This window comes from Marinobacter xestospongiae, from assembly GCF_023156385.1.
Taxonomy (GTDB): domain Bacteria; phylum Pseudomonadota; class Gammaproteobacteria; order Pseudomonadales; family Oleiphilaceae; genus Marinobacter; species Marinobacter xestospongiae.
The window spans coordinates 170072-191826 of sequence record NZ_JAKZAK010000004.1; the positions used below are offsets into that span (position 1 = coordinate 170072).

Here is a 21755-nt window from a genome sequence, read left to right on the forward strand (position 1 = left end):
ACAGATCGCATTAGTGACGGATGCCCTTGCCACGCTTGAGCATCTGCAGGGCAACGGTAAACAGGATGGCAATAAACACCAGGATCATCGACAACGCAAATACCACGTTGACGTCAGATACGCCAAGAATGCCGTAACGGAATGCATTCACCATGTACAGGATCGGATTGACCATCGAAACCGCCTGCCAGAACTCCGGCAACAGCTGGATCGAATAGAACACCCCACCCAGGTAGGTCAGCGGTGTCAGCACAAACGTCGGCACAATGGAAATGTCATCAAACTTGGTGGCCAGCATGGCGTTGATGAAACCACCGAGCGCAAACAGCGCGGATGTCAGTACCACCGTCAGCATGGTGACCGCCACATGGTGGATTTCAAGCTGGGTGAATGCCAGCGACAACATCGTCACGATCACCCCGATGCTGAGGCCGCGTGCCATCCCGCCAGCAACGTAGCCGGTCAGGATCACCCAGTTCGGTACCGGCGAGACCAGCAACTCCTCAATGCTGCGCTGGAACTTCATCGAGAAGAACGACGACACCACGTTGGAATAGGAGTTGGTGATCACCGCCATCATGATCAGCCCGGGCACGATGTAGGCCATGTAATCGAAACCGCCCATCTCGCCGATGCGGGAGCCAATCAGGTTGCCGAAGATGATGAAGTACAGGGTCATAGTGACTGCTGGCGGCAGCAGGGTCTGCGCCCAGATACGGGTAAACCGGCGGATTTCGCGAACCAGGATGGTATTGAACGCAACCAGGATGGCGGATGGGCTCATTGTGTGGACTCCTGCTGTTCCCGGGCATTGTCCTGGACCATGGTCAGGAACAGTTCTTCCAGGCGGTTGGATTTGGTACGCATGCTCATCACTTCCAGCCCTTGGGCCTTCAGGGCATCAAACACCTCATTCAGACTTCGCCCTTTCTCGACCTCCACTTCCAGGGCTCCGTCATCAGCCAGCCGCGCCTCGAAGCCGGCCAGTTCCGGCGCGCCTTCAAGGGGTGCCTTCAGGTCCATGATGAAGGTTTCCCGATGCAGCTGCTTCAGCAGATCACGCTTGCTGGTGTTCTGGAGAATGCTGCCATGGTCAATGATGGCAATGTTGCGGCACAGCGCTTCCGCCTCTTCCAGATAATGGGTGGTCAGGATGATCGTGGTGCCCTGGCGGTTCATTTCCTCCAGGAAGGCCCACATTGAGCGCCGCAGCTCAATATCCACACCAGCGGTCGGCTCATCGAGGATCAGCAGGCCGGGTTCGTGCACTAGAGCCCGGGCGATCATCAGCCGCCGCTTCATGCCGCCGGAGAGCATCCGTGCCGGCGTATCCCGCTTGTCCCAGAGCCCCAGCTCCTTGAGGTACTTCTCGGTTGAGCGCCTGGCCCGGCGCAATGGCAGACCGTAGTAGCCCGCTTGGGTGGTGACGATGTCAAAGACCTTCTCAAACTGGTTGAAATTGAACTCCTGGGGTACCACCCCCAAACCCAGCTTGGCGGCCGCCAGATCGGTGTCAATATCATGCCCGAACACCTTGACCTTACCCGCGGACTTGTTGACCAGAGAACTGACGATTCCCAGGGTTGTGGACTTGCCAGCGCCGTTGGGGCCCAACAGCGCGAAAAAGTCGCCCTGCTCCACCCTCAGGTCAATTCCCTTCAGGGCTTCGAAACCATCACCATAGGTCTTGGTCAGGCCTTCGATTTCCAGTGCGTAGGTCATAGTGAATCCCGATACTTGCAGTGACGCCGCCGCAGCCAGGGCGGATTGGCTTGAAGAGCCTCACTAGATGGCATCACCGGATGCCGATTTCAAGCCCCGGTCCGACGGCCAGGCGATATCCGGTCCCGTCGGGCCAATCCGCCAAACTGCGACGGGTTTCCTGATATGCTGACAGGCCGGCCCATATAATGCCGGATACAATAACTTACAATACGTCTGCGGTGCCGCGCCCAGGCTACCCGGACAAGCAACAGGACCCTGCTGCACACCATGAAACCGGTACACTCCACCCTGTTATTCACCTGCCTGATTCCAATGATGCTGTCCGGCTGCTCCGGTGGCAGCTCCGACAGTGACGACCGGCTGCGGGGACAGGTGACCCCCAACGGTATCCGGGGGCTGAGCTACCAGACCGCCAGCCAGACCGGGGTGACCGACAACGACGGATCGTTCCGCTACTACCCGGGCGAGTCCCTGCAGATCAGCGTTGGCGACCTGCAGCTGGTGTCCGGCGTACCGGCCAGCGACATCGTGACGCCGCTGGAATTCCTGCCGGAGGTCCGCGCCCAGCTCGCCAGTCCCGCCCTCAACGACGAAGGCCTGCTGGACCACCGCCTCACCGAGCAGGCGTTGCTTGAAGACACCACTCTGATGAACATGACCCGCTTCCTGCTGTCGCTGAACTGGGAGGTCACGGTACAGGACGACGAAACGCTCGAAATCCGCGACCGGGTGCTGGAACAGCTCAATGACGCGTTACCGGAACTGGATGCCGCCATTGACTTCGCAGTCAGCGCCAGTGAGTTCGAGGCCAGCAGCGAGGCTGGCCGTTCCCCGGCCAATCAGCTGCTGGAGAAAATCTGTTTCTTCGAGGAAGACGACGATCGCTGCGACGAACCACCCACCCAGGCAGAGATCGACGCGGCGCCAGAACGCCCGGACGATGACGACGACATTGATCCGGACATCGAGTATCGCGAAGACCTCGTCAGCAAACGCAATCGCATTCTCGGTGGCCAGCGCCAGCTCGACGATGTCGACGTGGATGCCGCCAAAGCCTACCTTACCCGGGAGCTGGATGCCGCGACCCGCATTCATGCCAACCGCTACACCCTGACCCCGGAAACCGCCGCCTACCCCGCCACGGATACGGGGATCAAACAGGTACGGGTTCGCAAGATCGGTGGCGGGCTTGCCCTGGGCGCACTGGAGGCAGTCAGTCTGCGGGACGCAGACGTGGCCATTCACAGCTACGACTGGCAGAGCGGCACGGTGGAGTATTTCATCAATGGCGAGGCCGGCGGCGAGTCAGACGTACTGGTGAACTTCCAGCCGGAAGACGACTATCGCTGGATCCGGAAACAGCTGCGGGTCATCATTGAAGAGTAAGGTCGACGGCTAGCAGGCAGCAACGGCTTCAGCCGAACAGGTTGCGGATACGAAAACGCAGTTCTGCGCCACTGATGTCGTAGCGATTGGGGTCAAGGCCGTCGGTTCCGTTCGGCAGACAACCCTCAATTCGCAACTGTTTACCCCGGGCGCGACCGGTATTGTGCTCGGCCAGATTGATGACTTTGGCCGTCTTCAGCGGACGCTGGGCGTGATCGGTCATCACCATCACCTTCGGCAGCAGGCGACGATCCGGCGAGTGGGACAGAATCACCCCACGCTGACCATCCGACAGCTCCACCAGAGTGCCAATGGGGTATACCCCGATAGCCTGGATAAAGCGCTCCACCAGGTCTTCCTGAAATTCAATGTTGCGGGTTTCATAGAGATGCCCGACAGCCTGGGCAGGCGTCATCGGAACACACCCTTCCCGCGGCTCCACCAGCGTCTCGTAGTAGTCCACCAGCCCGGCGATTTTCGCCAGCAGCGGAATCCGGTCGCCACGCACACCCTCCGGAAAACCGGTGCCGTTATGACGCTCACGGTGGTTCTGGACGATGTTGATCACTGCCCGTGACAGCCCCGCGCTGGCCAGTTGCGCCACCCCGCGTTCGACATAGGTTTTGTATTCGGCATATTGCTCGGCCGAGAGCGCATGCTCGTTGGCCAGAATTTCTTCCGGCAGATCCGCCTTACCGATGTGCGCCAGCAGACACCCCATGGCCAGGTGATTCAGCAGCCCGGACTCCAGCCCCAGATGACGCCCGCACACCAGGGCCCAGACCGCCGAGTTCATCGCATGGCGGTAGCTGTAATCGTCGTGTTCCCGCACTCGACTGAGCCACAGCAGCGCATCCGGGTTGCGGATAACGCTGGCGGTCATCTTCTGTACCGCCCCAGCCAGGGGTTTGAGATCCGGCTGACCGTGCTGACGAATGGTGGCGCCGACGCGCACCAGCGCCTCATCGACATCCTGCGCCAAGGCCGTCACACCCTTCACTTCCTTGCGCAAGGGGCGGCTTTCAACATAGCGGACCGGATTCTTGATATTGATCGGCGGAAGCTTGATCACTTCCTGGGCGTGGGTTCGGCGCTGACGGCGGAAATACACCGGTGCGTCGGCATGATTGTATTCGCTGGTGTCACGGGTTTCCGCCACATCCACCATGACCCAGCTGCAATGGGACATCAGCGAGCGGATGTCATCCTGAGTGCGGATGAAGAAGCCCTGGATCGGGAAAGGGGTCTGATGCCACGGCCGATCCAGATCGGACACGAACATGCCAATCTCTAGATTGTGAACAGTCACTTTTTTCTGGCTTACGCCCACGGTACACCCCACAACGGCCCGACCTACTTCGATGCTTTCCATTTTGACCCGTCCCGGGCCAGAGTCCATTACAGTTTGGTTGTCATCCTTTACTGGAATACAACAAAGCATTACAGACCGTTGCCAAGCGCAACGAATTGTAGCCTTGAGAGCTGCATCACATTCCGTCAGCAGCTTCGCCTAAAGCAGTATTTACCGCTTCGGCGATCAATCCTGTTCACATACGGAATCGTCCAGATCCGGCATGCGATCCGCCAGTGAGCCCCGTCGCACTTTACGGATATCCACCCGATAAGGCACGGACGAAGCGCGGATATAGTCCATATTCACAGTCTCGCCGTCAATCTCATGCTGCGTTCGCTCCGGCCGACAGTAGACGTGCAACTCAACCTGACGTCCCAGCTCGGTGATCACCAGCGATGATTGCGCCGGGAATACCGCCAGGCAAACGGTGCCCGGCTCCACCGGTTGACCACTACGGACATCCAGGTCCAGCGCGGTGTCGCCACAGGCACGGATACCATCGCCACACCCGTTCGACGACGACCGCTCCTCCCGGCCACCAGCATCGCTCAGTCGCCAGATACGGTCGCTGCACTGGGTTTCAATGGTAATGGGCGTAGCCCGATCGCTGGCCAGCCACCAATCGGGGTAGTCCGCAGATCGCCAGCTCACCCTCACCTCACGGGGCTCACCAGCGGAGTTGGTTGCAGGAAACACACCGAAATGGGAGTAGTAGGAAGCACAGCCAGGGAGCAGCAAAACCACGATCAGCAGGGGCGCGACGGACAGGGTGCGAAAGGTATTGATCATCGACTTACCGGTTATGGAGACATCGGATTGAGGGAAATGGTTGGGCGGAGACTAGTCGGCAAACTGCAACCCGTAGCCTTCGTGGGTCTGGCGCACCACCTTCATATCCAGTACCGGCGCCTCCACCGGCAAGCCCTGGACCTGAACCGTAACCCGGTCGCCTATCTCCAACTCCACTTCGTCGTTTTCCACAGCTATGAACACGCCACCATCCGAGATATCACGGGTGGAGAGGATCACGCTGCCGATGCGGTCGCTCTCCACTTTAACCCGGGTGTTCATCGAGGTTCTGATGTGCTCTCTGCGATCAGACGCCGCCATAAGATCTACTACCCATACCATTCGTGTCTGGTGGACGATTGGCCCCATCGGAGATGCACCCAGGCACCTGCAGGCCACGCCACCTGCCCAACCGATTCCGCTTATTCTTGTTTCGGAAGCATAGCATTGTTTTCACGGAAAATACCGGTCAAACATTGACAGCTTTAGCAACTATAATGAGAATGGTTGACGTTTATTTTTGATTCAGGCCTGCAACCATTATGCTCCCTGATTCGCCAAACCCATGCACCACCAGAAAGGTACACCATTATGCCCTTCAAGTACGCTGCTACTGCTGCCCTGGTCGCGGTCACTGCCATGCCACTGGCCGCCAGCGCCGACGAGGTCAATATCTATTCCTACCGTCAGGCCAACCTGCTTGAGCCTCTGCTGGATGCCTTCACGGAAGAAACCGGCATCGAAACCAACGTTGTTTTCGCCAAGAAAGGCTTGGCCGAGCGCCTGGAACGGGAAGGCCGCAACAGCCCTGCCGATGTGGTGATGACGGTCGACATCTCCCGCCTGAACGAACTGGTGGAACGGGGACTGACCCAGGCTGTCGATAACGAGGTAATGGAAGCCAACATTCCTGAGAACCTGCGTCATCCGGACGGCAAGTGGTTTGCACTGACCACCCGTGGCCGGATGATCTACGCCTCCGTGGACCGTGTGGAAGAAGGTGAGATCACCACCTACGAAGAGCTGGCTGATCCCAAGTGGGAAGGTCGCATCTGCACCCGCAGTGGCAAGCATCCGTACAACATTGCCCTGTTCTCTTCGATGATTGCCCACCACGGCGAGGAAGAGGCCGAAGCCTGGCTCACCGGCCTGAAGAACAACCTGGCCCGTAAGCCACAGGGTGGCGATCGTGACCAGATCAAGGCCATCGCCGAAGGTGTCTGCGACCTGTCCATCGGTAACAGCTACTACTACGGCAAGATGCTGAACGACGATAATCAGCGCGCCGCCGCCGAAGCGGTCCGCATTGTCTTCCCCAACAGCGACGGTCGCGGCACTCACATCAACATCAGCGGCATCGCGCTGACCAACAGTGCCCCGAACCAGGAGAACGCCATCCGCCTGATGGAATTCCTGTCCCAGGAGAAGGCCCAGCAGATCTACGCCGAAGCCAACACCGAGTACCCCGCCAACCCGAGCGTGGAACCGTCAGGCATGGTCGCAGGCTGGGGTGAACTGCACCCGGACTCACTGTCCCTGCAGGAAATCGCCGAACGTCGCAACGCCGCCGTTCGCATGGTTGACCGGGTGGATTACGACAACTGATCGACGCCTGAACCGGTCTGTCAGCGTGATTCGGGCCGTCGCCCGGTCACGCCGACAGCCTCCTGAATCCGTCGCATCATTGCCCCCGGGACTGTCGCTGCACTAAACTCCAGCCTTTTGCGTGACGGAACCCCCATGACCCAGCCGGCCTCCAGTGCAATCCAGCCCACTCACCAGCCCCTCCTGGCAAGGCGAACCTCCAAGCGCTGGCTGATATCCGCAATTCTGACCACCGCCATCGTGGCTCTGCCGATTCTGTCGGCGCTTTACCTGGCCTTTTTCCCGGAAGAGAACATCTGGCCACACCTGATCGACACCACCCTGCCCCGCTACCTGACGACCACCTTCCAACTGATGCTCGGGGTGATGGCGCTGACGCTGATCATTGGTGTCGCCTCCGCCTGGGTGGTGACCATGTGCGAATTCCCGGGCCGGCGATTCTTCGAATGGGCGATGCTCCTGCCTTTTGCATTCCCGGCGTACGTCATTGCCTATGTCTACACCACGCTGCTGGACTACGCCGGACCGGTGCAGATTCTGTTACGCGACACCTTCGGCTGGAGCACGGCACAGGACTACTGGTTTCCGGAAATCCGCACCCTGACCGGCGCAACCCTGATGATCGGCCTGGTGCTGTACCCCTACGTCTACCTGCTGGCCCGGGCGGCGTTTCTGGAGCAGTCGCCCTCCCTGTTCGCCGTTAGCCGGAGCCTTGGCCACTCCGCACTCAGCACCTTCTTCCGCGTGGTTCTGCCTATTGCCCGACCGGCCATTGCAGTGGGACTGTCGCTGGTGCTGATGGAAACCCTGAACGATTTTGGCACCGTGGACTTCTTTGCCGTTCAAACCCTCACAGCGGGTTTGTTCGATACCTGGATGAACCTGGGCAATCTCGGTGGCGCCGCCCAGATTGCCACCATCATGCTCACGTTTGTGGTGATCCTGGTCACTCTGGAACGCTATTCCCGCCGCAAACAGGCCCAGTTTGCCACCCGCGACAACCGCAACCCGATCCAGCGCTTTCGCATCAGTCGCCGTCAGCAGACGCTCTGCCTGGCGATCTGCCTGCTGCCGTTCCTGTTCGGATTCGTAATCCCGGCGATCGCACTGGTGCATTACGCGATCGACTACTTTGACGAAAGCTGGAACAGCACCTTCTTCGAAAACACCCTCAACAGCCTGTTCCTATCGGGCACCGCAGCCCTGACCACATTGCTGATCGGCGTTACCCTGGCCTACAGCCGGCGTCTGCACGATACCCGCGGTATGCAGATCCTGCTGAGGCTCTCCAGTCTTGGCTACGCCATGCCTGGGGCGGTACTTGCTGTTGGGGTGATTATTCCATTGGCGGGCTTTGATAACTGGCTGGACAGCCTGATGCGGAATCAGTTCGGTGTCAGCACCGGACTGCTGCTGAGTGGCTCCACCTTTGCCCTGGTGTTTGCCTACACCGTGCGGTTCCTGGCGGTCTCTGCCGGCAGCGTGGAAAGCGCACTGCAGAAGGTAACCCCAAGCATGGACATGGCTTCACGCTCGCTGGGTCAGAGCCCTGGAGGTACCCTGCGCAGGGTCCATTTGCCGATGCTCCGCGGCACCCTGCTGACCGCAGCACTGGTGGTGTTTGTTGACTGCATGAAGGAATTGCCGGCGACACTCATTCTACGCCCATTCAACTTCGATACTCTGGCAACCTACGTCTACCAGTTCGCCTCGGACGAGCAGCTGGCCCATAGCGCCCTGCCATCGCTGATCATTGTCATCGCCGGCATCATTCCCATCATCCTGATGAGCCGCTCCATCGGCAACAGCCGGGATATCGGCTGAGAAGACCGCGGCCTTGCCATCCGGTCCAGCGTTAGGCCAGGTTCGTACGTTAACCTACTGCGTCAACGACCGGGCGTCCCGAACCACAAACTGCCCCTGCAACACTGCCTTGGCCAATCCGGCCGGTTGCCGGCCTGGCATTCCGGTATACAATTGGGCAGTCACCGTCAGGCGGCCCTTGCCGTGACGAGCAACCGTTGCCAGAAACCGCTCCAGCTCCTTATCTGTGGCTGCACGGGCCACCGCGAAAAAGTCCTCATCCACCGGCGCGGTGTACTCGATGCTGGCCTGTTGGACCACCACATTGCCGACCAGACCGGCGTTCTCCAGCCACAGATCCACCAGACCCCAGGCCGCTACGACGCCGACAGAATAAAGACTGCCGCCAAACCCGGTACCCTGATGATTGACGTTACTTGCCAGTGGCGCGGTGACCACCAGGGCGTCGCCGTCAAACTCGGTCAAACGGACGCCCAGATGACGACTGAGTGGAATCTCGGTGTGAATGCGGTGCTCAAGCTGACTTAACTGGGACATGACTCCTCCTTTGCCCTCGAGTCTAAGAGCACCTGCACCGCAAACCAATTCGACCAACGGCGCGCCAGCTCAGAGCGCCCGACACTCGCGGTGGATCGCCTGCAGCGCTTCCAGAGGATCTTTAGCCTGGGTAATGGGACGACCAATCACCAGATAGTCACTGCCCGCCTGCAACGCGGCTGTGGGCGTCATTACCCGCTGCTGATCGCCTTTGGCGGCGGATTGCGGCCGGATTCCCGGCGTCACCAGGGTAAAGTCGCTGCCCTGATCACGCTTGAGCTGGGGAGCTTCCTGAGCCGAACAGACCACCCCGTCCAGACCACAATCGGCCGTCAGTTGCGCCAGTCGCACCACCTGCTGCTCGGGAGTCACCGCTATGCCAATGCCCTGCAGATCCTCCGCCGCCATACTGGTCAGCACCGTAACCGCAATCAGCAGTGGCCGCTTCTCGCCGTAGGCATCCAGGCGGGTACGGCAGGCTTCCATCATACGGGCGCCACCAGAGGCGTGGACGTTGACCATCCAGACCCCCAGATCCGCTGCCGCCGCTACCGCCGCCGAGGTGGTATTGGGAATATCGTGAAACTTCAGGTCGAGAAACACCTCGAAGCCTCGATCCTGAAGCGACCGAACCAGCGCCGGGCCACTGCGGGTAAACAGCTCTTTACCCACCTTCAACCGGCACAGCGCCGGGTCCAGAGTGTCTACCAGGGCGAGCGCGGGCGCCTCAGAGGGAAAGTCCAGGGCGACAATAATCTTGGGGTCGTTCATCTTGATATCTACCTAAAGGAAATGCTGTTTTTCAGTTCGGTCAGTGCAGCCAGCAAAGCGTTACTCTGCTTCCACACCCTGGATCGGTCGCACGGACTCCCAGGTCTTGCAACTGGGGCACAGCCAGTGCAGCTGCTGGCCGGAGAAACCGCAGCTGACGCAGCGATAGATGGGGCGATTGGCGAGCAGCAGGTGGCCGATACGGCTCACCAGGCGGCCCTCATCGGTGGTCATGCCCTTCTCATGTCCGGCCAGTTCCACCAGCCGCAGCAAGCCCCGCACACTCGGTCGCAGTTCCAGCTCGCAGCGCAACAGCTCAATCGCAGCCAGTCGCCCGGAGCCCCGTTCCACTGACTCCACCAGCGCCAACAGCAAGCTGGTGCTGGGCCAGGTCTCGTAAAGCCGGCGGAACTTCCGTACCAGCCGCTTTACGTCACCATGCTCACGCTCAAGCTTCATCAGTCGATCAACGGCTTCCGGACCAAACTCCGGGTTCTGGTCGAACACCTTCAGACACTGGTTGGCGGCGTCCTTGTAATTGCCCTGACGTTGCTGAATGCGCACCTGAATGAAGGTCGCCCGCACGCAGGTGCGATCATGCTCCAGCGCTTCCTTGACCAGTTTGCCAGCCCCCCAGCAATCGTCCCGGGTCATCGCCTGCTCCGCCAGCTCGCAGGTCAGATAGGCCAGCACCCGGTCCAGCTCCGGATCGAGACGATCGGCCCGCAGCGTACGCGCCACCTGCCCGGCCTTGCTCCATTCCCGCTCCTGCTGATAGAGCTCAATCAGCTGGCTGGCGGCCTTGGGGCCATACTCCCGATCCCCCATCAACTGATGGAACAGAGCTTCGGCGCGATCCAGCAGACCGGCCGCGAGATAATCCAGCGACAGCTCGAAAGTTACCTGGGGAGAATAGCGGGTGGGTAACTCCGGACGAGCCAGCAGATTCTGGTGAATCACGATGGCCCGATCGGTTTCGCCCTTATTGCGGAAATGGGCGCCAATGGACAGGTGCAATCCCACGGTCTCGGGATTAACCGCCAGGGACTGTACAAAGTTCTCAACGGCCTGGTCGGAGTAATTGGTGAACAGGAACTGGAGGCGATCACGAACGGTCGCCTCATCTGAAAGCGAACGACCGGCACGGCGCGGCGTTCGCCCAAACCGTCCCATAAACCAGCCGGCAGCAACTGCCGCGGTTAACAGCAGCCACTGAAAAACGATATCCATTAAAGCGTCCGGCTATTCTGAGCCTTGGAGTCCTCCAATGCCTGCTCGGCACGAGTCAGGCGCTTCTTCAGCTGTCGACGGGCAATGGAGTGCTTTGCCGTCGCCAGCATGGTCACCAGAATACCGGTCACCGTGCCCAGGATAAAGGCCAGCAGAACCCAGACCGCAACACCATGGGACGGCGTCTTGAACAGCAGGAAATCCAGTGATACCGAGGTCTGGTTGTTCATCGAGAACACCAGGGCAACCACGATCAGGAACAACACCACCAGAACAATCAGAATCCTGCGCAATCCGGCCATAGAGTAGCTTCCTCCGATTCAACGATACACATCGTGCACCAACACCAGCTCCCGCAACAATCAGAAGCCTTGCTTCATGCTGTCGTTGACCTGCTCTCTGAGCTCTTTACCGGGTTTGAAATGGGGCACGTACTTGGCGGGAAGTTGCACTGCCTCGCCAGTCTTGGGATTACGGCCGGTGCGGGCGGCACGATAATGCAGGGAAAAGCTGCCGAATCCCCGAATTTCGATCCGCTGACCATCCGCAAGCGACTGGGACATGTGCTCAATAATCGTTTTGACTGCCAGCTCCACGTCCTTGACGGACAACTGGGTCTGTTTGGACGCAATCAGTTCAACCAGTTCGGACTTCGTCATGAGGCGTATCCCTCTGTCATTCTTATGGGGAGCCAGAGCCCCGACTCCATGCCTCTAGTTTAGCCAAACCTAAAAAAAACACAAAAAAAACGGGCTGTTACAGCCCGTTTTTTTATTACCAAAAGGAGACTTAGTCCTTGTTGGCGTTCTGCTGCTGCATCTGCTCCTTGATGAGATCACCGATGGTGGTCGCACCAGAAGTTTCAGCGGCCTTGCTGCGAACGTTCTCAAGCGCCTGCTTGTCGTCCTCAACATCTTTGGACTTAACAGACAGGTTGATCACGCGGTTCTTGCGATCGATGCTGATGATCTTCGCTTCAACCTCGTCACCTTCGTTGAGGGCGTTACGAGCGTCTTCAACGCGGTCACGGCTGATTTCGGAAGCTTTCAGTACCGCTTCAACTTCGTCGTTCAGCGCGATGGTCGCTGCCTTGGCGTCAACCGCAGAGACAGTACCCTTAACGATGGAGCCCTTGTCGTTCAGCTGCACAAACTCGGCAAACGGATCGCTTTCCAGCTGCTTGATGCCCAGGGAGATACGCTCACGCTCAGGGTCAACAGACAGGATGACGGTTTCAACTTCGTCGCCTTTCTTGTACTCGCGAACCGCTTCTTCGCCAGTCTCGTTCCAGCTGATGTCAGACAGGTGAACCAGACCGTCGATGCCGCCGTCCAGGCCGATGAAGATACCGAAGTCCGTGATGGACTTGATCTTACCGGAGATGCGGTCACCTTTGTTGAAGTTGCCGGAGAACTCTTCCCACGGGTTAGCAACACACTGTTTGATACCCAGGGAGATACGACGACGCTCTTCGTCGATGTCCAGGATCATCACGTCAACTTCGTCGCCTACCTGAACAACCTTGGACGGATGGATGTTTTTGTTGGTCCAGTCCATTTCGGACACGTGAACCAGACCTTCAACACCCTCTTCCAGCTCGGCGAAGCAGCCGTAGTCAGTCAGGTTGGTAACGCGAGCTTTAACCTTCGCGTTCTCAGGGTAACGACCCTTGATATCAACCCAGGGATCTTCGCCCAGCTGCTTCAGACCCAGGGAAACACGGTTACGCTCACGATCGAACTTCAGAACCTTGACGTTGATCTCATCACCAACGTTTACGATCTCGCTCGGATGCTTGATGCGCTTCCAGGCCATGTCGGTGATGTGCAGCAGGCCGTCAACGCCGCCCAGATCAACAAACGCACCGTAGTCGGTCAGGTTCTTGACGATACCCTTGATTTCCAGACCTTCGGTCAGGGTTTCCAGCAGCGCATCACGCTCTGCACTGTTCTCGGCTTCGAGAACGGCACGACGGGAAACAACCACGTTGTTACGCTTCTGGTCGAGCTTGATAACCTTGAATTCCAGCTCTTTGTTCTCCAGGTGCGCGGTGTCGCGAACCGGACGAACGTCTACCAGGGAGCCTGGCAGGAAGGCACGGATACCGGACAGGTCGACTGTGAAGCCGCCCTTAACCTTGCCGTTGATCACGCCCTTAACGACTTCTTCCGCTTCGAAGGACTTCTCGAGTACCTTCCAGGCTTCAGCGCGCTTGGCTTTTTCGCGGGACAGACGGGTTTCACCGAAGCCGTCTTCAACAGCGTCGAGAGCTACGTCGACAACGTCACCGATCTGGATGTCCAGTTCACCCTTTTCGTTCAGGAACTGGGAGGCAGGGATTACACCCTCTGACTTCAGACCAGCGTTAACAGTAACCCAGTCGTTGTCGATATCAACCACGGTCCCCTGGACGATGGAACCCGGCTGCATGTCAATTTCTTTCAGGCTTTCTTCAAAAAGATCCGCAAAGCTCTCGCTCATTATGTGTCCTATGATCAACGCAAGTTAACTCCGTGCTACCAGCAACACGGTCTGTTCGTAAATTGCCGACAATGGCCTGAGGCTGGCGAATGACACCACGGCCGGCATTCCAACGACAAAGAGGTGTAGTCAGGCCTGACCCGCAAAGGCCATTACCTTGTCCAACACCTCTTCGATGCTTAAACCAGTCGAGTCAATGACTTGCGCATCCTCTGCGGGTTTAAGCGGGGCTGCTGAACGGTTCATATCCCGTTCATCACGAGCCCGAATCTCGTCTAAAAGGGCATCAATGGTAACACTGAGCCCAGAGTCCTTCAACTGGCGGTAACGTCGGCGAGCCCGCTCCTCCGCACTCGCAGTCAGGAAAATCTTGGTGGGCGCGTCGGGGAACACCACCGTTCCCATATCACGGCCGTCGGCCACCAGGCCAGGGGCTTGCTGGAAATCCCGCTGGCGCTGCAATAGCGCGTCCCGAACCGGCTGCATCACCGCTACCCGGGAGGCGTTGTCGCCACAGCGTTCAGTCCGCAGTTCCGCCGTCACATCGTCGCCGTCCAGGATGACCCGTACCGGCTCCCCCGGCTCAGACGGTTCAAAGCGCACATCAAGGCCGGAGGCCACCGACACCAGGGCTGCCTCATCCTCAAGCGACACCCCCTGACGGGTCGCCGCCAGGGCCGTGAGGCGATACAACGCACCACTGTCGAGCAGGTGCCAGCCCAGTCGCTGGGCCAGCAACTGGGTGACCGTGCCCTTGCCCGCGCCTCCGGGGCCATCGATGGTAATTACCGGAACGGCGTTTGCGGACATGACTTACTCGCCCTCCGCCGCGATCTGGATACCGGTCTCCCGGGCGAGTTCGACAAATCCCGGGAAGGACGTGGCCACATTGGCGCAATCGTTCACCACGATCTCACCCTCCGCCCGCAGCGAGGCAACTGCGAAGGACATCGCAATGCGATGGTCGCCATGACTGTCGACGGTACCACCACCAAGGCGCTGACCACCGGGGATGACAATGCCATCTGCGGTCACCGTGGACTCAACCCCCAAAGCCGTCAGACCATCGGCCATCACCTGGATACGATCACTCTCCTTGACCCGCAGTTCCTCAGCACCCCGCAGAACGGTTTCACCCTCGGCACAGGCCGCAGCCACAAACAGTACCGGAAACTCGTCAATCGCCAGCGGCACCTGATCCTCGGGAATGTCGATGCCCCGAAGCGTCGCTGACCGCACCCGCAGATCCGCGACCGGCTCGCCACCAATCTCACGCTCGTTCAGGACTTCAATGCTGGCACCCATCAGACGCAGGATGTTGATCACCCCCACACGGGTGGGATTCATGCCAACGTGGCGCAGGGTCAGGTCGGACTCCGGCGCGATAGAGGCCGCCACCAGGAAGAACGCTGCCGAGGAAATATCCGCCGGCACATCGATCTCCGACGCAGTCAGCCTGCCTCCGCCGGACACGCTGGAGGTGGCGCCTTTGCGGTGAACATGGTAACCAAAACCTTCCAGCATCCGCTCGGTGTGATCCCGGGTCGGTGCCGGCTCAGTAACCGAGGTTGCGCCTTCGGCATAAAGGCCCGCCAGCAACAGACAGGACTTCACCTGGGCACTGGCAACCGGCATTTCATAGTGAATGCCGGTCAGCGCCTGGCTGCCATGAATTTTCAGCGGCGGCCGGCCACCTTCTGCGGTGTCAATCACCGCCCCCATGGCCCGCAGCGGGTCAGCGACCCGTCCCATTGGGCGCCGGGACAGGCTTTCATCACCCGTCAGTTCGGTATCGAATGGCTGCGCCGCCAGCAGGCCGGCGAACAGCCGCATCGCAGTGCCGGAATTACCCAGGTAGAGCGGCCCGCGCGGCGCCTGCAGGCCGTCAATACCAACGCCGTGAATGCGTACGTGACCGTTATCCGGCCCCTCAATGGTTACTCCCATGTCGCGGAAGGCCTGCAGCGTCGCCAGGCTATCTTCCCCTTCGAGAAATCCGCGAACTTCGGTAACACCGTCCGCCAGCGCGCCCAACATGATGGAGCGATGAGAAATCGACTTGTCCCCGGGGACCCGAATGTCGCCATTCATCGACCCGCCGGGTTGCATCCGGAAAGTAACCTGCTTCTGGTTCATGTCTGTCACGTACGCCTGTCCTGATAGCATTTTTGTAAAGTGTTCCCGCGCCGCCTTGGCCCGACTGAATACCCGCAGCAGCATGGCGCCATCCTGGTGTTCAATGGCATCACGCAGCTGATCCAGGTCACGGGAGAAATGATCAATCACCCGCAGCACGGCGTCACGGTTGGATAGGAAGATATCATGCCACATCACCGGATCGCTGGCGGCGATGCGGGTAAAATCCCGGAAACCGCCGGCAGCGTAGCGGAAGATGTCCATGTTCTGGTCTTCGCCGGCCAGGGTATCCACCAGCGAAAAGGCGATCAGGTGCGGCAGGTGGCTGGTGGCCGCCAGCACTTCATCATGGTAGCCCACCGACATCGCCAGTACCCGGGCACCACAGCCCTCCCAGAGCGACTTCAGACGCTCGAAGCTGGCACCGTCGACTCCCTCGGCGGGGGTCAGGATCACCTTATGGTTGGCAAACAGCTCCGGATTGGCAGCGTGTACGCCACTCTTCTCGGAGCCGGCAATCGGGTGTCCTGGAATGACCCGGGGGCCGAGCTGGCCGAACACCGCCTCAACTGCTGCCACGAAACTGGCCTTGGTGCTGCCGACATCGGTCAGAATGGCCTGGTGGGACAGGGCCGGCCGAATCTCTGCCAGCACGGCCTCGGTCGCCCGCACGGGGACCGCCACCACCACCAGGTCCGCGCCCTGTACGGCCGCCGCCACCGAGGATTCCGCGGTATCGATCACCCCCAACGCCACGCCGGCCCTGAGGTCATCGGCCTCGCGGTCATAGGCCACCACCTCCACGGCCAGCTGCTGCTGGCGGATCGCCGCTGCCAGTGAGCCACCAATCAGCCCCAGGCCGATCACTGCGACCCGCTGGAACAGTGGGGTATTCAAACCTGCGTCAGACTCCACAGGGGACTGGCTGGATAGGGGCGCCGCCATGACAAAGACACCTGATCGTTGAGTGATTACAGAACGCCGATGGGATAGGAACCCAAGCGCTTGAGCTCGACCGCTTCGGCTTCCACTTCGGATAACACCTTGCTGATCAGGTCATCGTCCATGTGGCCTTCAAAATCGATATAGAACACGTAGGCCCAGGTTCCACTGGGGGACGGCCGGGTCTCGATCCGGGTCAGGCTCAAGCCATTGCGGTGGAACGGTTCCAGCAGCTGGTAGAGCGCGCCCGGCTTGTTGCGCATCGACACCAGGATGGACGACTTGTCCTGACCGCTGGGCCCGACTTCTTCCCGACCGACAATCAGGAACCGGGTGGTGTTGTCCGGGCGGTCCTCGATCTTGGCAGCCACCACGTCCAGGCCGTACAGCTCGCCGGCCATATCACCGGCGATGGCCGCAGTACCCGGCTCCTCTGCCGCCCGACGGGCAGCCTCGGCATTACTGCTGACCGCGACCCGCTCAATGCCATAGCGATGGGCGTCCAGCCACTGGCGACACTGGGCAAAAGACTGCTGGTGGGAGTAGATCCGGGTAATTTCCTGGTCCCGGTTCTCCGGCGAGCACAACAGGTGGTGGTGAATGCGGAGCTGCACTTCACCACAGATTTTCAACGGCGACGACATGAACATGTCGAGGGTGTGGTTGATCATGCCCTCGGTGGAGTTTTCCACCGGCACTACCCCATAGTGAGCAGAACCGGACTCCACCTCACGGAACACCGCATCAATGGCAGGCAGTGGCACGCTGACCACGGAGTGACCAAAATGCTTGAGCGCTGCGGCCTGGGTGAAGGTGCCCACCGGCCCCAGGAAGGCGATGTGCATCGGCTTCTCCAGCGCCAGGCAGGCCGACATGATTTCCCGGAACAGCCGTGCCATCTCTTCGTCAGACAACGGGCCCGGGTTGGTTTCTTTGATCCGTCGCAACACCTGGGCTTCGCGCTCCGGACGGTAGAAAAACACGTCCTGCCCCGGGTTGTGAGCCATTTTGACCTCAGCCACTTCCTGGGCGCAGCGGGCGCGAGCGCTTACCAGGTCCATGATCTGCTGGTCGAGACTGTCGATCTGGTCCCGCAGCTCACCCAACCGGATCTGCTCGTCGCTCATATCAGCCTCGCTCCCTGGCGAAGCTCGCCATGTAGTCGATCAGGGCGTCCACACCGGCTTCCGGCATGGCGTTGTAGAGGCTCGCGCGCATGCCGCCAACCGAGCGGTGGCCCTTCAGATTGAGCAGACCGCGCTCGTCAGCCCCTTTGAGGAAATCGGCATTCAGCGCGTCATCCGCCAGAGTGAACGGCACGTTCATCCAGGAACGGTAACGGGGATCGACCGGGTTGGCATAGAACTCGTTGGCGTCAATAAAGTCGTACAGCTTGCGGGCCTTGCGTTCATTCAGCTCACCCATTGCAGCCACACCGCCCTGCTCTTTCAGCCACTTGAACACCAGGCCGGCCAGGTACCAGGAATAGGTCGCCGGGGTGTTGTACATCGAGCCGTTATCCGCAATCACCTGATAGTTAAGCATGGTGGGCGTTTCCGGACGGGCCTTGCCCAACAGGTCCTTACGCACGATGATCACCACCAGGCCGGATGGCCCGATGTTCTTCTGGGCGCCAGCGTAGATCAGGCCAAAGCGGGATACATCCAGCGGACGGGACAGGATGGTGGACGACAGGTCGGCAACCAGCGGTACATCGCCACACTCCGGAATGAAATCGTACTCCACGCCGCCGATGGTCTCATTGGGGGTGTAATGCAGGTAAGCCGCATCCGCACGAGTGTTCCAGGTGGACGGGTCGGGCACGGTACTGAAACCCTGGTCTGACGAGCTGGCGGCAACATTAACGTCGGCATAACGGGCGGCTTCGGCAATCGCCTTCTTGGACCAGATGCCGGTGTTGATGTAGTCAGCACTGGTGCGATCGCCCAGCAGGTTCAACGGGATCGCCGAGAACTGACTGCTGGCACCGCCCTGCATGAACAGAACCGCATAGTCATCAGAGATGCCAGCAAGCTCGCGCAGATCCTGCTCCGCGGTCTCGGCGATCTCGATAAAGGCCTCACTGCGGTGACTCATTTCCATCACCGACATGCCGCTACCGCGCCAATCCAGCATCTCGTCCTGTGCCTGCTTCAGCACCGCTTCCGGCAAGGTTGCCGGACCCGCACAAAAGTTAAACGCCCTGCTCATGCTCTGTGGATCTCTCAATGGTGTCTGTTCGGTTATTCGGACCCCGGCCAGACCCTTTCAGGGCCCGCCGGGGCTAAGCGACGGCTTACTCGTCGCCGCCATCCTCTTGGTCTCCGGCCTCTGGCGCTGCTGCCTCACCAGGTTCAACTGGCGCCGACTCCGCCCCGTCTTCGCCATCTGCGACCGCTTCGTCGTCGCCCTCGGCAATGCGCTCAACGCCCACCAGGCGCTCATCTTCCTGAGACAACTTGATCAGACGAACCCCTTGGGTGTTACGGCTGAGGATCGAGACTTCGTCTGTCCGCGTGCGCACCAGGGTGCCCTTGTCGGAGATCAGCATCATCTCGTCACCGTCAAACAGTTGCAGTGCGGTCACCAGGTTGCCGTTCCGCTCCGAACACTGCATGGCAATCACGCCCTGACTGCCACGACTGTAGGTCGGGAACTCGTCAATGGTGGTGCGCTTGCCGTAGCCGTTTTCACTGGCGGTCAGAATCACCCCGTCATCCGACTGAGGGATGATCAGTGACACCACCTGGTGGCCTTCCGGCAGTTTGATACCGCGGACGCCGCGGGCGGTCCGGCTCATTGGGCGCACCGCTTCCTCATTGAAGCGCACCGCCTTGCCGGCGCTGGAGAACAGCATGACCTCGGCATCGCCTTCGGTAATGGCGGCGCCAATCAGGGTATCCCCTTCGTCCAGGTTCAGGGCAATCAGGCCGCTGCTGCGAGGACGGGAGAAGTTCGGCAATGGCGTTTTCTTGACCACACCATGGGAGGTGGCCATCAGCACATAGTGCTCTTCCGGATAGTCACGCACTGGCAGGAAGGTGGTGATCCGCTCCCCCTCATCCAGCGGCAGGATATTGACCATTGGACGTCCACGGGAGGCGCGGCTGGCCCGGGGAATCTCAAACACCCGCAGCCAGTAAACCTTACCCCGGTTGGAGAAACACAGAATGGTGTCGTGGGAGTTGGCTACCAGCAGCTTCTCGACGAAATCCTCTTCCTTCATCGACGTCGCGGCCTTGCCACGACCACCGCGGCGCTGGGCCTGATAATCGGTCACGGCCTGGGTCTTGGCGTAACCACCGTGAGAGATGGTCACCACCAGGTCTTCCTCGTCAATCAGGTCAGCAATGGTCAGGTCACGACGGGAGCTGGTGATCTCGGTGCGACGGTCGTCGCCGTACTCGTCCACCACCGCCGTCAGTTCGTCGCGAATCACCTGCAGCAGGCGCTCAGGATTGCCCAGGATGTCCAGCAGGTCGGCAATCTTGTCGAGAATGTCGCGGTACTCGTTCTGAAGTTTCTCGGTCTCCAGACCGGTCAGGCGATGCAGGCGCAGATCCAGGATCGCCTGGGCCTGCTCCGGAGACAGGTGATACAGCCCATCGCGGATGCCATAGATTTCCGGCAGATCGTCGGGGCGGCAGGCGTCTTCACCGGCACGCTCCAGCATCGCCATAACGTCGCCCGGCACCCACCCCTGGTTCATCAGCTTCTCTTTGGCCTCGGCGGCAGACGGCGACGCCTTGATCAGCTCGATGATCTCATCGATGTTGGCCAGTGCTACGGCCAGGCCTTCCAGGATGTGGCCACGTTCACGGGCCTTGCGCAGCTCGTAGATGGTTCTGCGGGTCACCACTTCACGACGGTGACGCAGGAACGCATCCAGCAGCTCTTTCAGGTTCAAAACCTTGGGCTCGCCGTTCACCAGTGCCACGGTATTGATCCCGAACACGGTTTCCAGCTGGGTCTGGGCGAACAGGTTGTTGATCACCACGTCCGGGTTCTCGTTGCGGCGCAACTCAATTACCACCCGGATACCTTCCTTGTTGGACTCATCCCGCAGTTCGGAGATGCCCTCGATCTTCTTCTCTTTCACCAGCTCGGCGATCTTTTCAATCAGCCGCGCCTTGTTCAGCTGGTAAGGCAGCTCGGTGATGATGATGGCGTCACGGCCGGTCTTCTTGTCGTGCTCGATCTCATGGCGGGCACGGATGTAGATACGGCCACGACCGGTGCGGTAGGCCTCAACAATGCCGGCACGACCGTTGATGATGCCCTGGGTGGGGAAGTCCGGGCCTGGGATGTACTCCATCAGGTCGTCGACAGTCAGGTCCGGGTCATCAATCAGCGCCAGACAGCCGTTGACCACTTCGGTCAGGTTGTGCGGCGGGATGTTGGTGGCCATGCCCACCGCAATACCGGAGGAGCCGTTGACCAGCAGGTTGGGTACCCGCGTTGGCAGTACCTCGGGAATCTGCTCGGTGCCGTCGTAGTTGGGCACGTAGTCGACGGTTTCCTTGTCCAGATCCGCCAGCAGCGAGTGGGCGATCTTCTCCATGCGGATTTCGGTGTAACGCATGGCAGCGGCGTTGTCGCCGTCAATGGAACCGAAGTTGCCCTGACCATCCACCAGCGGGTAACGCAGCGAGAAGGGCTGAGCCATACGCACGATGGTGTCGTAAACCGCAGAGTCACCGTGGGGGTGGTACTTACCGATCACGTCACCCACCACACGGGCGGATTTCTTGTAGGCCTTGTTCCAGTCGTTGCCCAGTTCCGACATGGCGAACAGCACACGCCGGTGCACAGGCTTGAGACCGTCTCGAACATCCGGCAGCGCCCGACCGACGATGACGCTCATGGCGTAATCAAGGTAGGACTGCTTCAGTTCGTCTTCTATGTTGACCGGCAGGATCTCTTTGGCTAATTCACCCATCGAGAAAGGTTCCTTTGCGTTTACTGGAAGTCGTGA

Annotated in this window: 19 protein-coding genes; 3 read left to right on the forward strand and 16 right to left on the reverse strand. The window is 59.8% G+C overall.

The genetic code is table 11. From position 1 onward, the window contains the following. Positions 1-10 precede the first annotated feature (10 nt). Both MLD24_RS04190 and MLD24_RS04195 read right to left on the reverse strand, forming a co-directional pair. On the reverse strand, positions 11-784 hold the full coding sequence (locus tag MLD24_RS04190; protein WP_227171430.1) for an ABC transporter permease: 774 nt from the start codon (positions 782-784) through the stop codon (positions 11-13). After that, on the reverse strand, positions 781-1722 hold the full coding sequence (locus MLD24_RS04195) for an ABC transporter ATP-binding protein (protein ID WP_227171431.1): 942 nt from the start codon (positions 1720-1722) through the stop codon (positions 781-783). The genes MLD24_RS04190 and MLD24_RS04195 overlap by 4 nt, the downstream gene beginning before the upstream one ends. Positions 1723-1992: 270 nt before the next feature. Between MLD24_RS04195 and MLD24_RS04200 the strand changes: the two genes are divergently transcribed. Continuing rightward, positions 1993-3111 (forward strand): organic solvent ABC transporter permease, encoded by a 1119-nt coding sequence (locus tag MLD24_RS04200; protein ID WP_248164400.1) that lies wholly within the window; start codon positions 1993-1995, stop codon positions 3109-3111. Positions 3112-3139: 28 nt separating this feature from the next. Here MLD24_RS04200 and MLD24_RS04205 read toward each other — a convergent pair whose 3' ends face one another. The 3 genes from MLD24_RS04205 to MLD24_RS04215 all read right to left on the reverse strand — a co-directional run bounded on the left by MLD24_RS04205 (position 3140) and on the right by MLD24_RS04215 (position 5575). Beyond that, positions 3140-4483 (reverse strand): cyclic di-GMP phosphodiesterase, encoded by a 1344-nt coding sequence (locus MLD24_RS04205; RefSeq protein ID WP_282450434.1) that lies wholly within the window; start codon positions 4481-4483, stop codon positions 3140-3142. A 165-nt stretch (positions 4484-4648) separates the two neighbouring features. After that, entirely contained in the window at positions 4649-5254 is a 606-nt protein-coding gene (locus MLD24_RS04210; RefSeq protein ID WP_248164405.1) for a hypothetical protein, read from the reverse strand. A gap of 51 nt (positions 5255-5305) precedes the next feature. After that, the gene (locus MLD24_RS04215; RefSeq protein ID WP_282450448.1) at positions 5306-5575 is read right to left on the reverse strand and encodes a PilZ domain-containing protein; all 270 of its coding nucleotides are present in this window, start codon (positions 5573-5575) and stop codon (positions 5306-5308) included. A 270-nt stretch (positions 5576-5845) separates the two neighbouring features. Here MLD24_RS04215 and MLD24_RS04220 point away from each other — a divergent pair, with 270 nt between their 5' ends. Then, a complete protein-coding gene (locus MLD24_RS04220; protein ID WP_248164410.1) occupies positions 5846-6859 on the forward strand; it encodes a Fe(3+) ABC transporter substrate-binding protein in 1014 nt (337 codons plus the stop codon). A 135-nt stretch (positions 6860-6994) separates the two neighbouring features. After that, the gene (locus MLD24_RS04225) at positions 6995-8683 is read left to right on the forward strand and encodes an ABC transporter permease (protein WP_248164413.1); all 1689 of its coding nucleotides are present in this window, start codon (positions 6995-6997) and stop codon (positions 8681-8683) included. 54 nt (positions 8684-8737) lie between these two features. Here the strand turns inward: MLD24_RS04225 and MLD24_RS04230 are convergent, their stop codons facing one another. The 11 genes from MLD24_RS04230 to gyrA all read right to left on the reverse strand — a co-directional run bounded on the left by MLD24_RS04230 (position 8738) and on the right by gyrA (position 21719). Continuing rightward, on the reverse strand, positions 8738-9220 hold the full coding sequence (locus MLD24_RS04230) for a YiiD C-terminal domain-containing protein (RefSeq protein ID WP_227171437.1): 483 nt from the start codon (positions 9218-9220) through the stop codon (positions 8738-8740). Positions 9221-9289: 69 nt separating this feature from the next. Further along, positions 9290-9991: an orotidine-5'-phosphate decarboxylase gene (pyrF, locus tag MLD24_RS04235; RefSeq protein ID WP_248164416.1), complete on the reverse strand. Its 702-nt coding sequence runs from the start codon at positions 9989-9991 to the stop codon at positions 9290-9292. Positions 9992-10051: 60 nt separating this feature from the next. Next, positions 10052-11221, reverse strand: coding sequence for a lipopolysaccharide assembly protein LapB (gene lapB, locus MLD24_RS04240; protein ID WP_248164420.1), 1170 nt, complete (start codon positions 11219-11221; stop codon positions 10052-10054). Beyond that, positions 11221-11523, reverse strand: coding sequence for a LapA family protein (locus MLD24_RS04245; protein WP_227171440.1), 303 nt, complete (start codon positions 11521-11523; stop codon positions 11221-11223). The genes lapB and MLD24_RS04245 overlap by 1 nt, the downstream gene beginning before the upstream one ends. A 60-nt stretch (positions 11524-11583) precedes the next feature. Further along, a complete protein-coding gene (locus MLD24_RS04250) occupies positions 11584-11880 on the reverse strand; it encodes an integration host factor subunit beta (RefSeq protein ID WP_227171441.1) in 297 nt (98 codons plus the stop codon). 130 nt (positions 11881-12010) lie between these two features. Next, on the reverse strand, positions 12011-13702 hold the full coding sequence (gene rpsA, locus MLD24_RS04255) for a 30S ribosomal protein S1 (protein ID WP_227171442.1): 1692 nt from the start codon (positions 13700-13702) through the stop codon (positions 12011-12013). Between the two features lie 129 nt (positions 13703-13831). After that, entirely contained in the window at positions 13832-14512 is a 681-nt protein-coding gene (gene cmk / locus MLD24_RS04260) for a (d)CMP kinase (protein ID WP_227171443.1), read from the reverse strand. Positions 14513-14515: 3 nt separating this feature from the next. Next, positions 14516-16783: a bifunctional prephenate dehydrogenase/3-phosphoshikimate 1-carboxyvinyltransferase gene (locus tag MLD24_RS04265; RefSeq protein ID WP_425562368.1), complete on the reverse strand. Its 2268-nt coding sequence runs from the start codon at positions 16781-16783 to the stop codon at positions 14516-14518. A gap of 26 nt (positions 16784-16809) precedes the next feature. Then, a complete protein-coding gene (gene pheA / locus MLD24_RS04270; RefSeq protein WP_227171445.1) occupies positions 16810-17907 on the reverse strand; it encodes a prephenate dehydratase in 1098 nt (365 codons plus the stop codon). A gap of 1 nt (position 17908) precedes the next feature. Next, on the reverse strand, positions 17909-18991 hold the full coding sequence (gene serC / locus MLD24_RS04275; RefSeq protein ID WP_227171446.1) for a 3-phosphoserine/phosphohydroxythreonine transaminase: 1083 nt from the start codon (positions 18989-18991) through the stop codon (positions 17909-17911). Positions 18992-19076: 85 nt separating this feature from the next. Then, on the reverse strand, positions 19077-21719 hold the full coding sequence (gyrA, locus tag MLD24_RS04280; protein WP_248164425.1) for a DNA gyrase subunit A: 2643 nt from the start codon (positions 21717-21719) through the stop codon (positions 19077-19079). Positions 21720-21755 lie beyond the last annotated feature (36 nt).

Excerpts from the sequence above, each read along its gene's own strand:
- MLD24_RS04225 (WP_248164413.1), top strand. The coding sequence starts at position 6,995 with ATGACCCAGCCGGCCTCCAGTGCAATCCAGCCCACTCACCAGCCCCTC.
- lapB (WP_248164420.1), bottom strand. The coding sequence starts at position 11,221 with ATGGATATCGTTTTTCAGTGGCTGCTGTTAACCGCGGCAGTTGCTGCC.
- MLD24_RS04250 (WP_227171441.1), bottom strand. The coding sequence starts at position 11,880 with ATGACGAAGTCCGAACTGGTTGAACTGATTGCGTCCAAACAGACCCAG.
- MLD24_RS04230 (WP_227171437.1), bottom strand. The coding sequence starts at position 9,220 with ATGTCCCAGTTAAGTCAGCTTGAGCACCGCATTCACACCGAGATTCCA.
- MLD24_RS04245 (WP_227171440.1), bottom strand. The coding sequence starts at position 11,523 with ATGGCCGGATTGCGCAGGATTCTGATTGTTCTGGTGGTGTTGTTCCTG.
- MLD24_RS04215 (WP_282450448.1), bottom strand. The coding sequence starts at position 5,575 with ATGGCGGCGTCTGATCGCAGAGAGCACATCAGAACCTCGATGAACACC.
- MLD24_RS04190 (WP_227171430.1), bottom strand. The coding sequence starts at position 784 with ATGAGCCCATCCGCCATCCTGGTTGCGTTCAATACCATCCTGGTTCGC.
- MLD24_RS04220 (WP_248164410.1), top strand. The coding sequence starts at position 5,846 with ATGCCCTTCAAGTACGCTGCTACTGCTGCCCTGGTCGCGGTCACTGCC.
- gyrA (WP_248164425.1), bottom strand. The coding sequence starts at position 21,719 with ATGGGTGAATTAGCCAAAGAGATCCTGCCGGTCAACATAGAAGACGAA.
- MLD24_RS04200 (WP_248164400.1), top strand. The coding sequence starts at position 1,993 with ATGAAACCGGTACACTCCACCCTGTTATTCACCTGCCTGATTCCAATG.
- MLD24_RS04195 (WP_227171431.1), bottom strand. The coding sequence starts at position 1,722 with ATGACCTACGCACTGGAAATCGAAGGCCTGACCAAGACCTATGGTGAT.
- MLD24_RS04205 (WP_282450434.1), bottom strand. The coding sequence starts at position 4,483 with ATGGAAAGCATCGAAGTAGGTCGGGCCGTTGTGGGGTGTACCGTGGGC.
- rpsA (WP_227171442.1), bottom strand. The coding sequence starts at position 13,702 with ATGAGCGAGAGCTTTGCGGATCTTTTTGAAGAAAGCCTGAAAGAAATT.
- pyrF (WP_248164416.1), bottom strand. The coding sequence starts at position 9,991 with ATGAACGACCCCAAGATTATTGTCGCCCTGGACTTTCCCTCTGAGGCG.
- MLD24_RS04265 (WP_425562368.1), bottom strand. The coding sequence starts at position 16,783 with ATGGCGGCGCCCCTATCCAGCCAGTCCCCTGTGGAGTCTGACGCAGGT.
- cmk (WP_227171443.1), bottom strand. The coding sequence starts at position 14,512 with ATGTCCGCAAACGCCGTTCCGGTAATTACCATCGATGGCCCCGGAGGC.
- serC (WP_227171446.1), bottom strand. The coding sequence starts at position 18,991 with ATGAGCAGGGCGTTTAACTTTTGTGCGGGTCCGGCAACCTTGCCGGAA.
- pheA (WP_227171445.1), bottom strand. The coding sequence starts at position 17,907 with ATGAGCGACGAGCAGATCCGGTTGGGTGAGCTGCGGGACCAGATCGAC.
- MLD24_RS04210 (WP_248164405.1), bottom strand. The coding sequence starts at position 5,254 with ATGATCAATACCTTTCGCACCCTGTCCGTCGCGCCCCTGCTGATCGTG.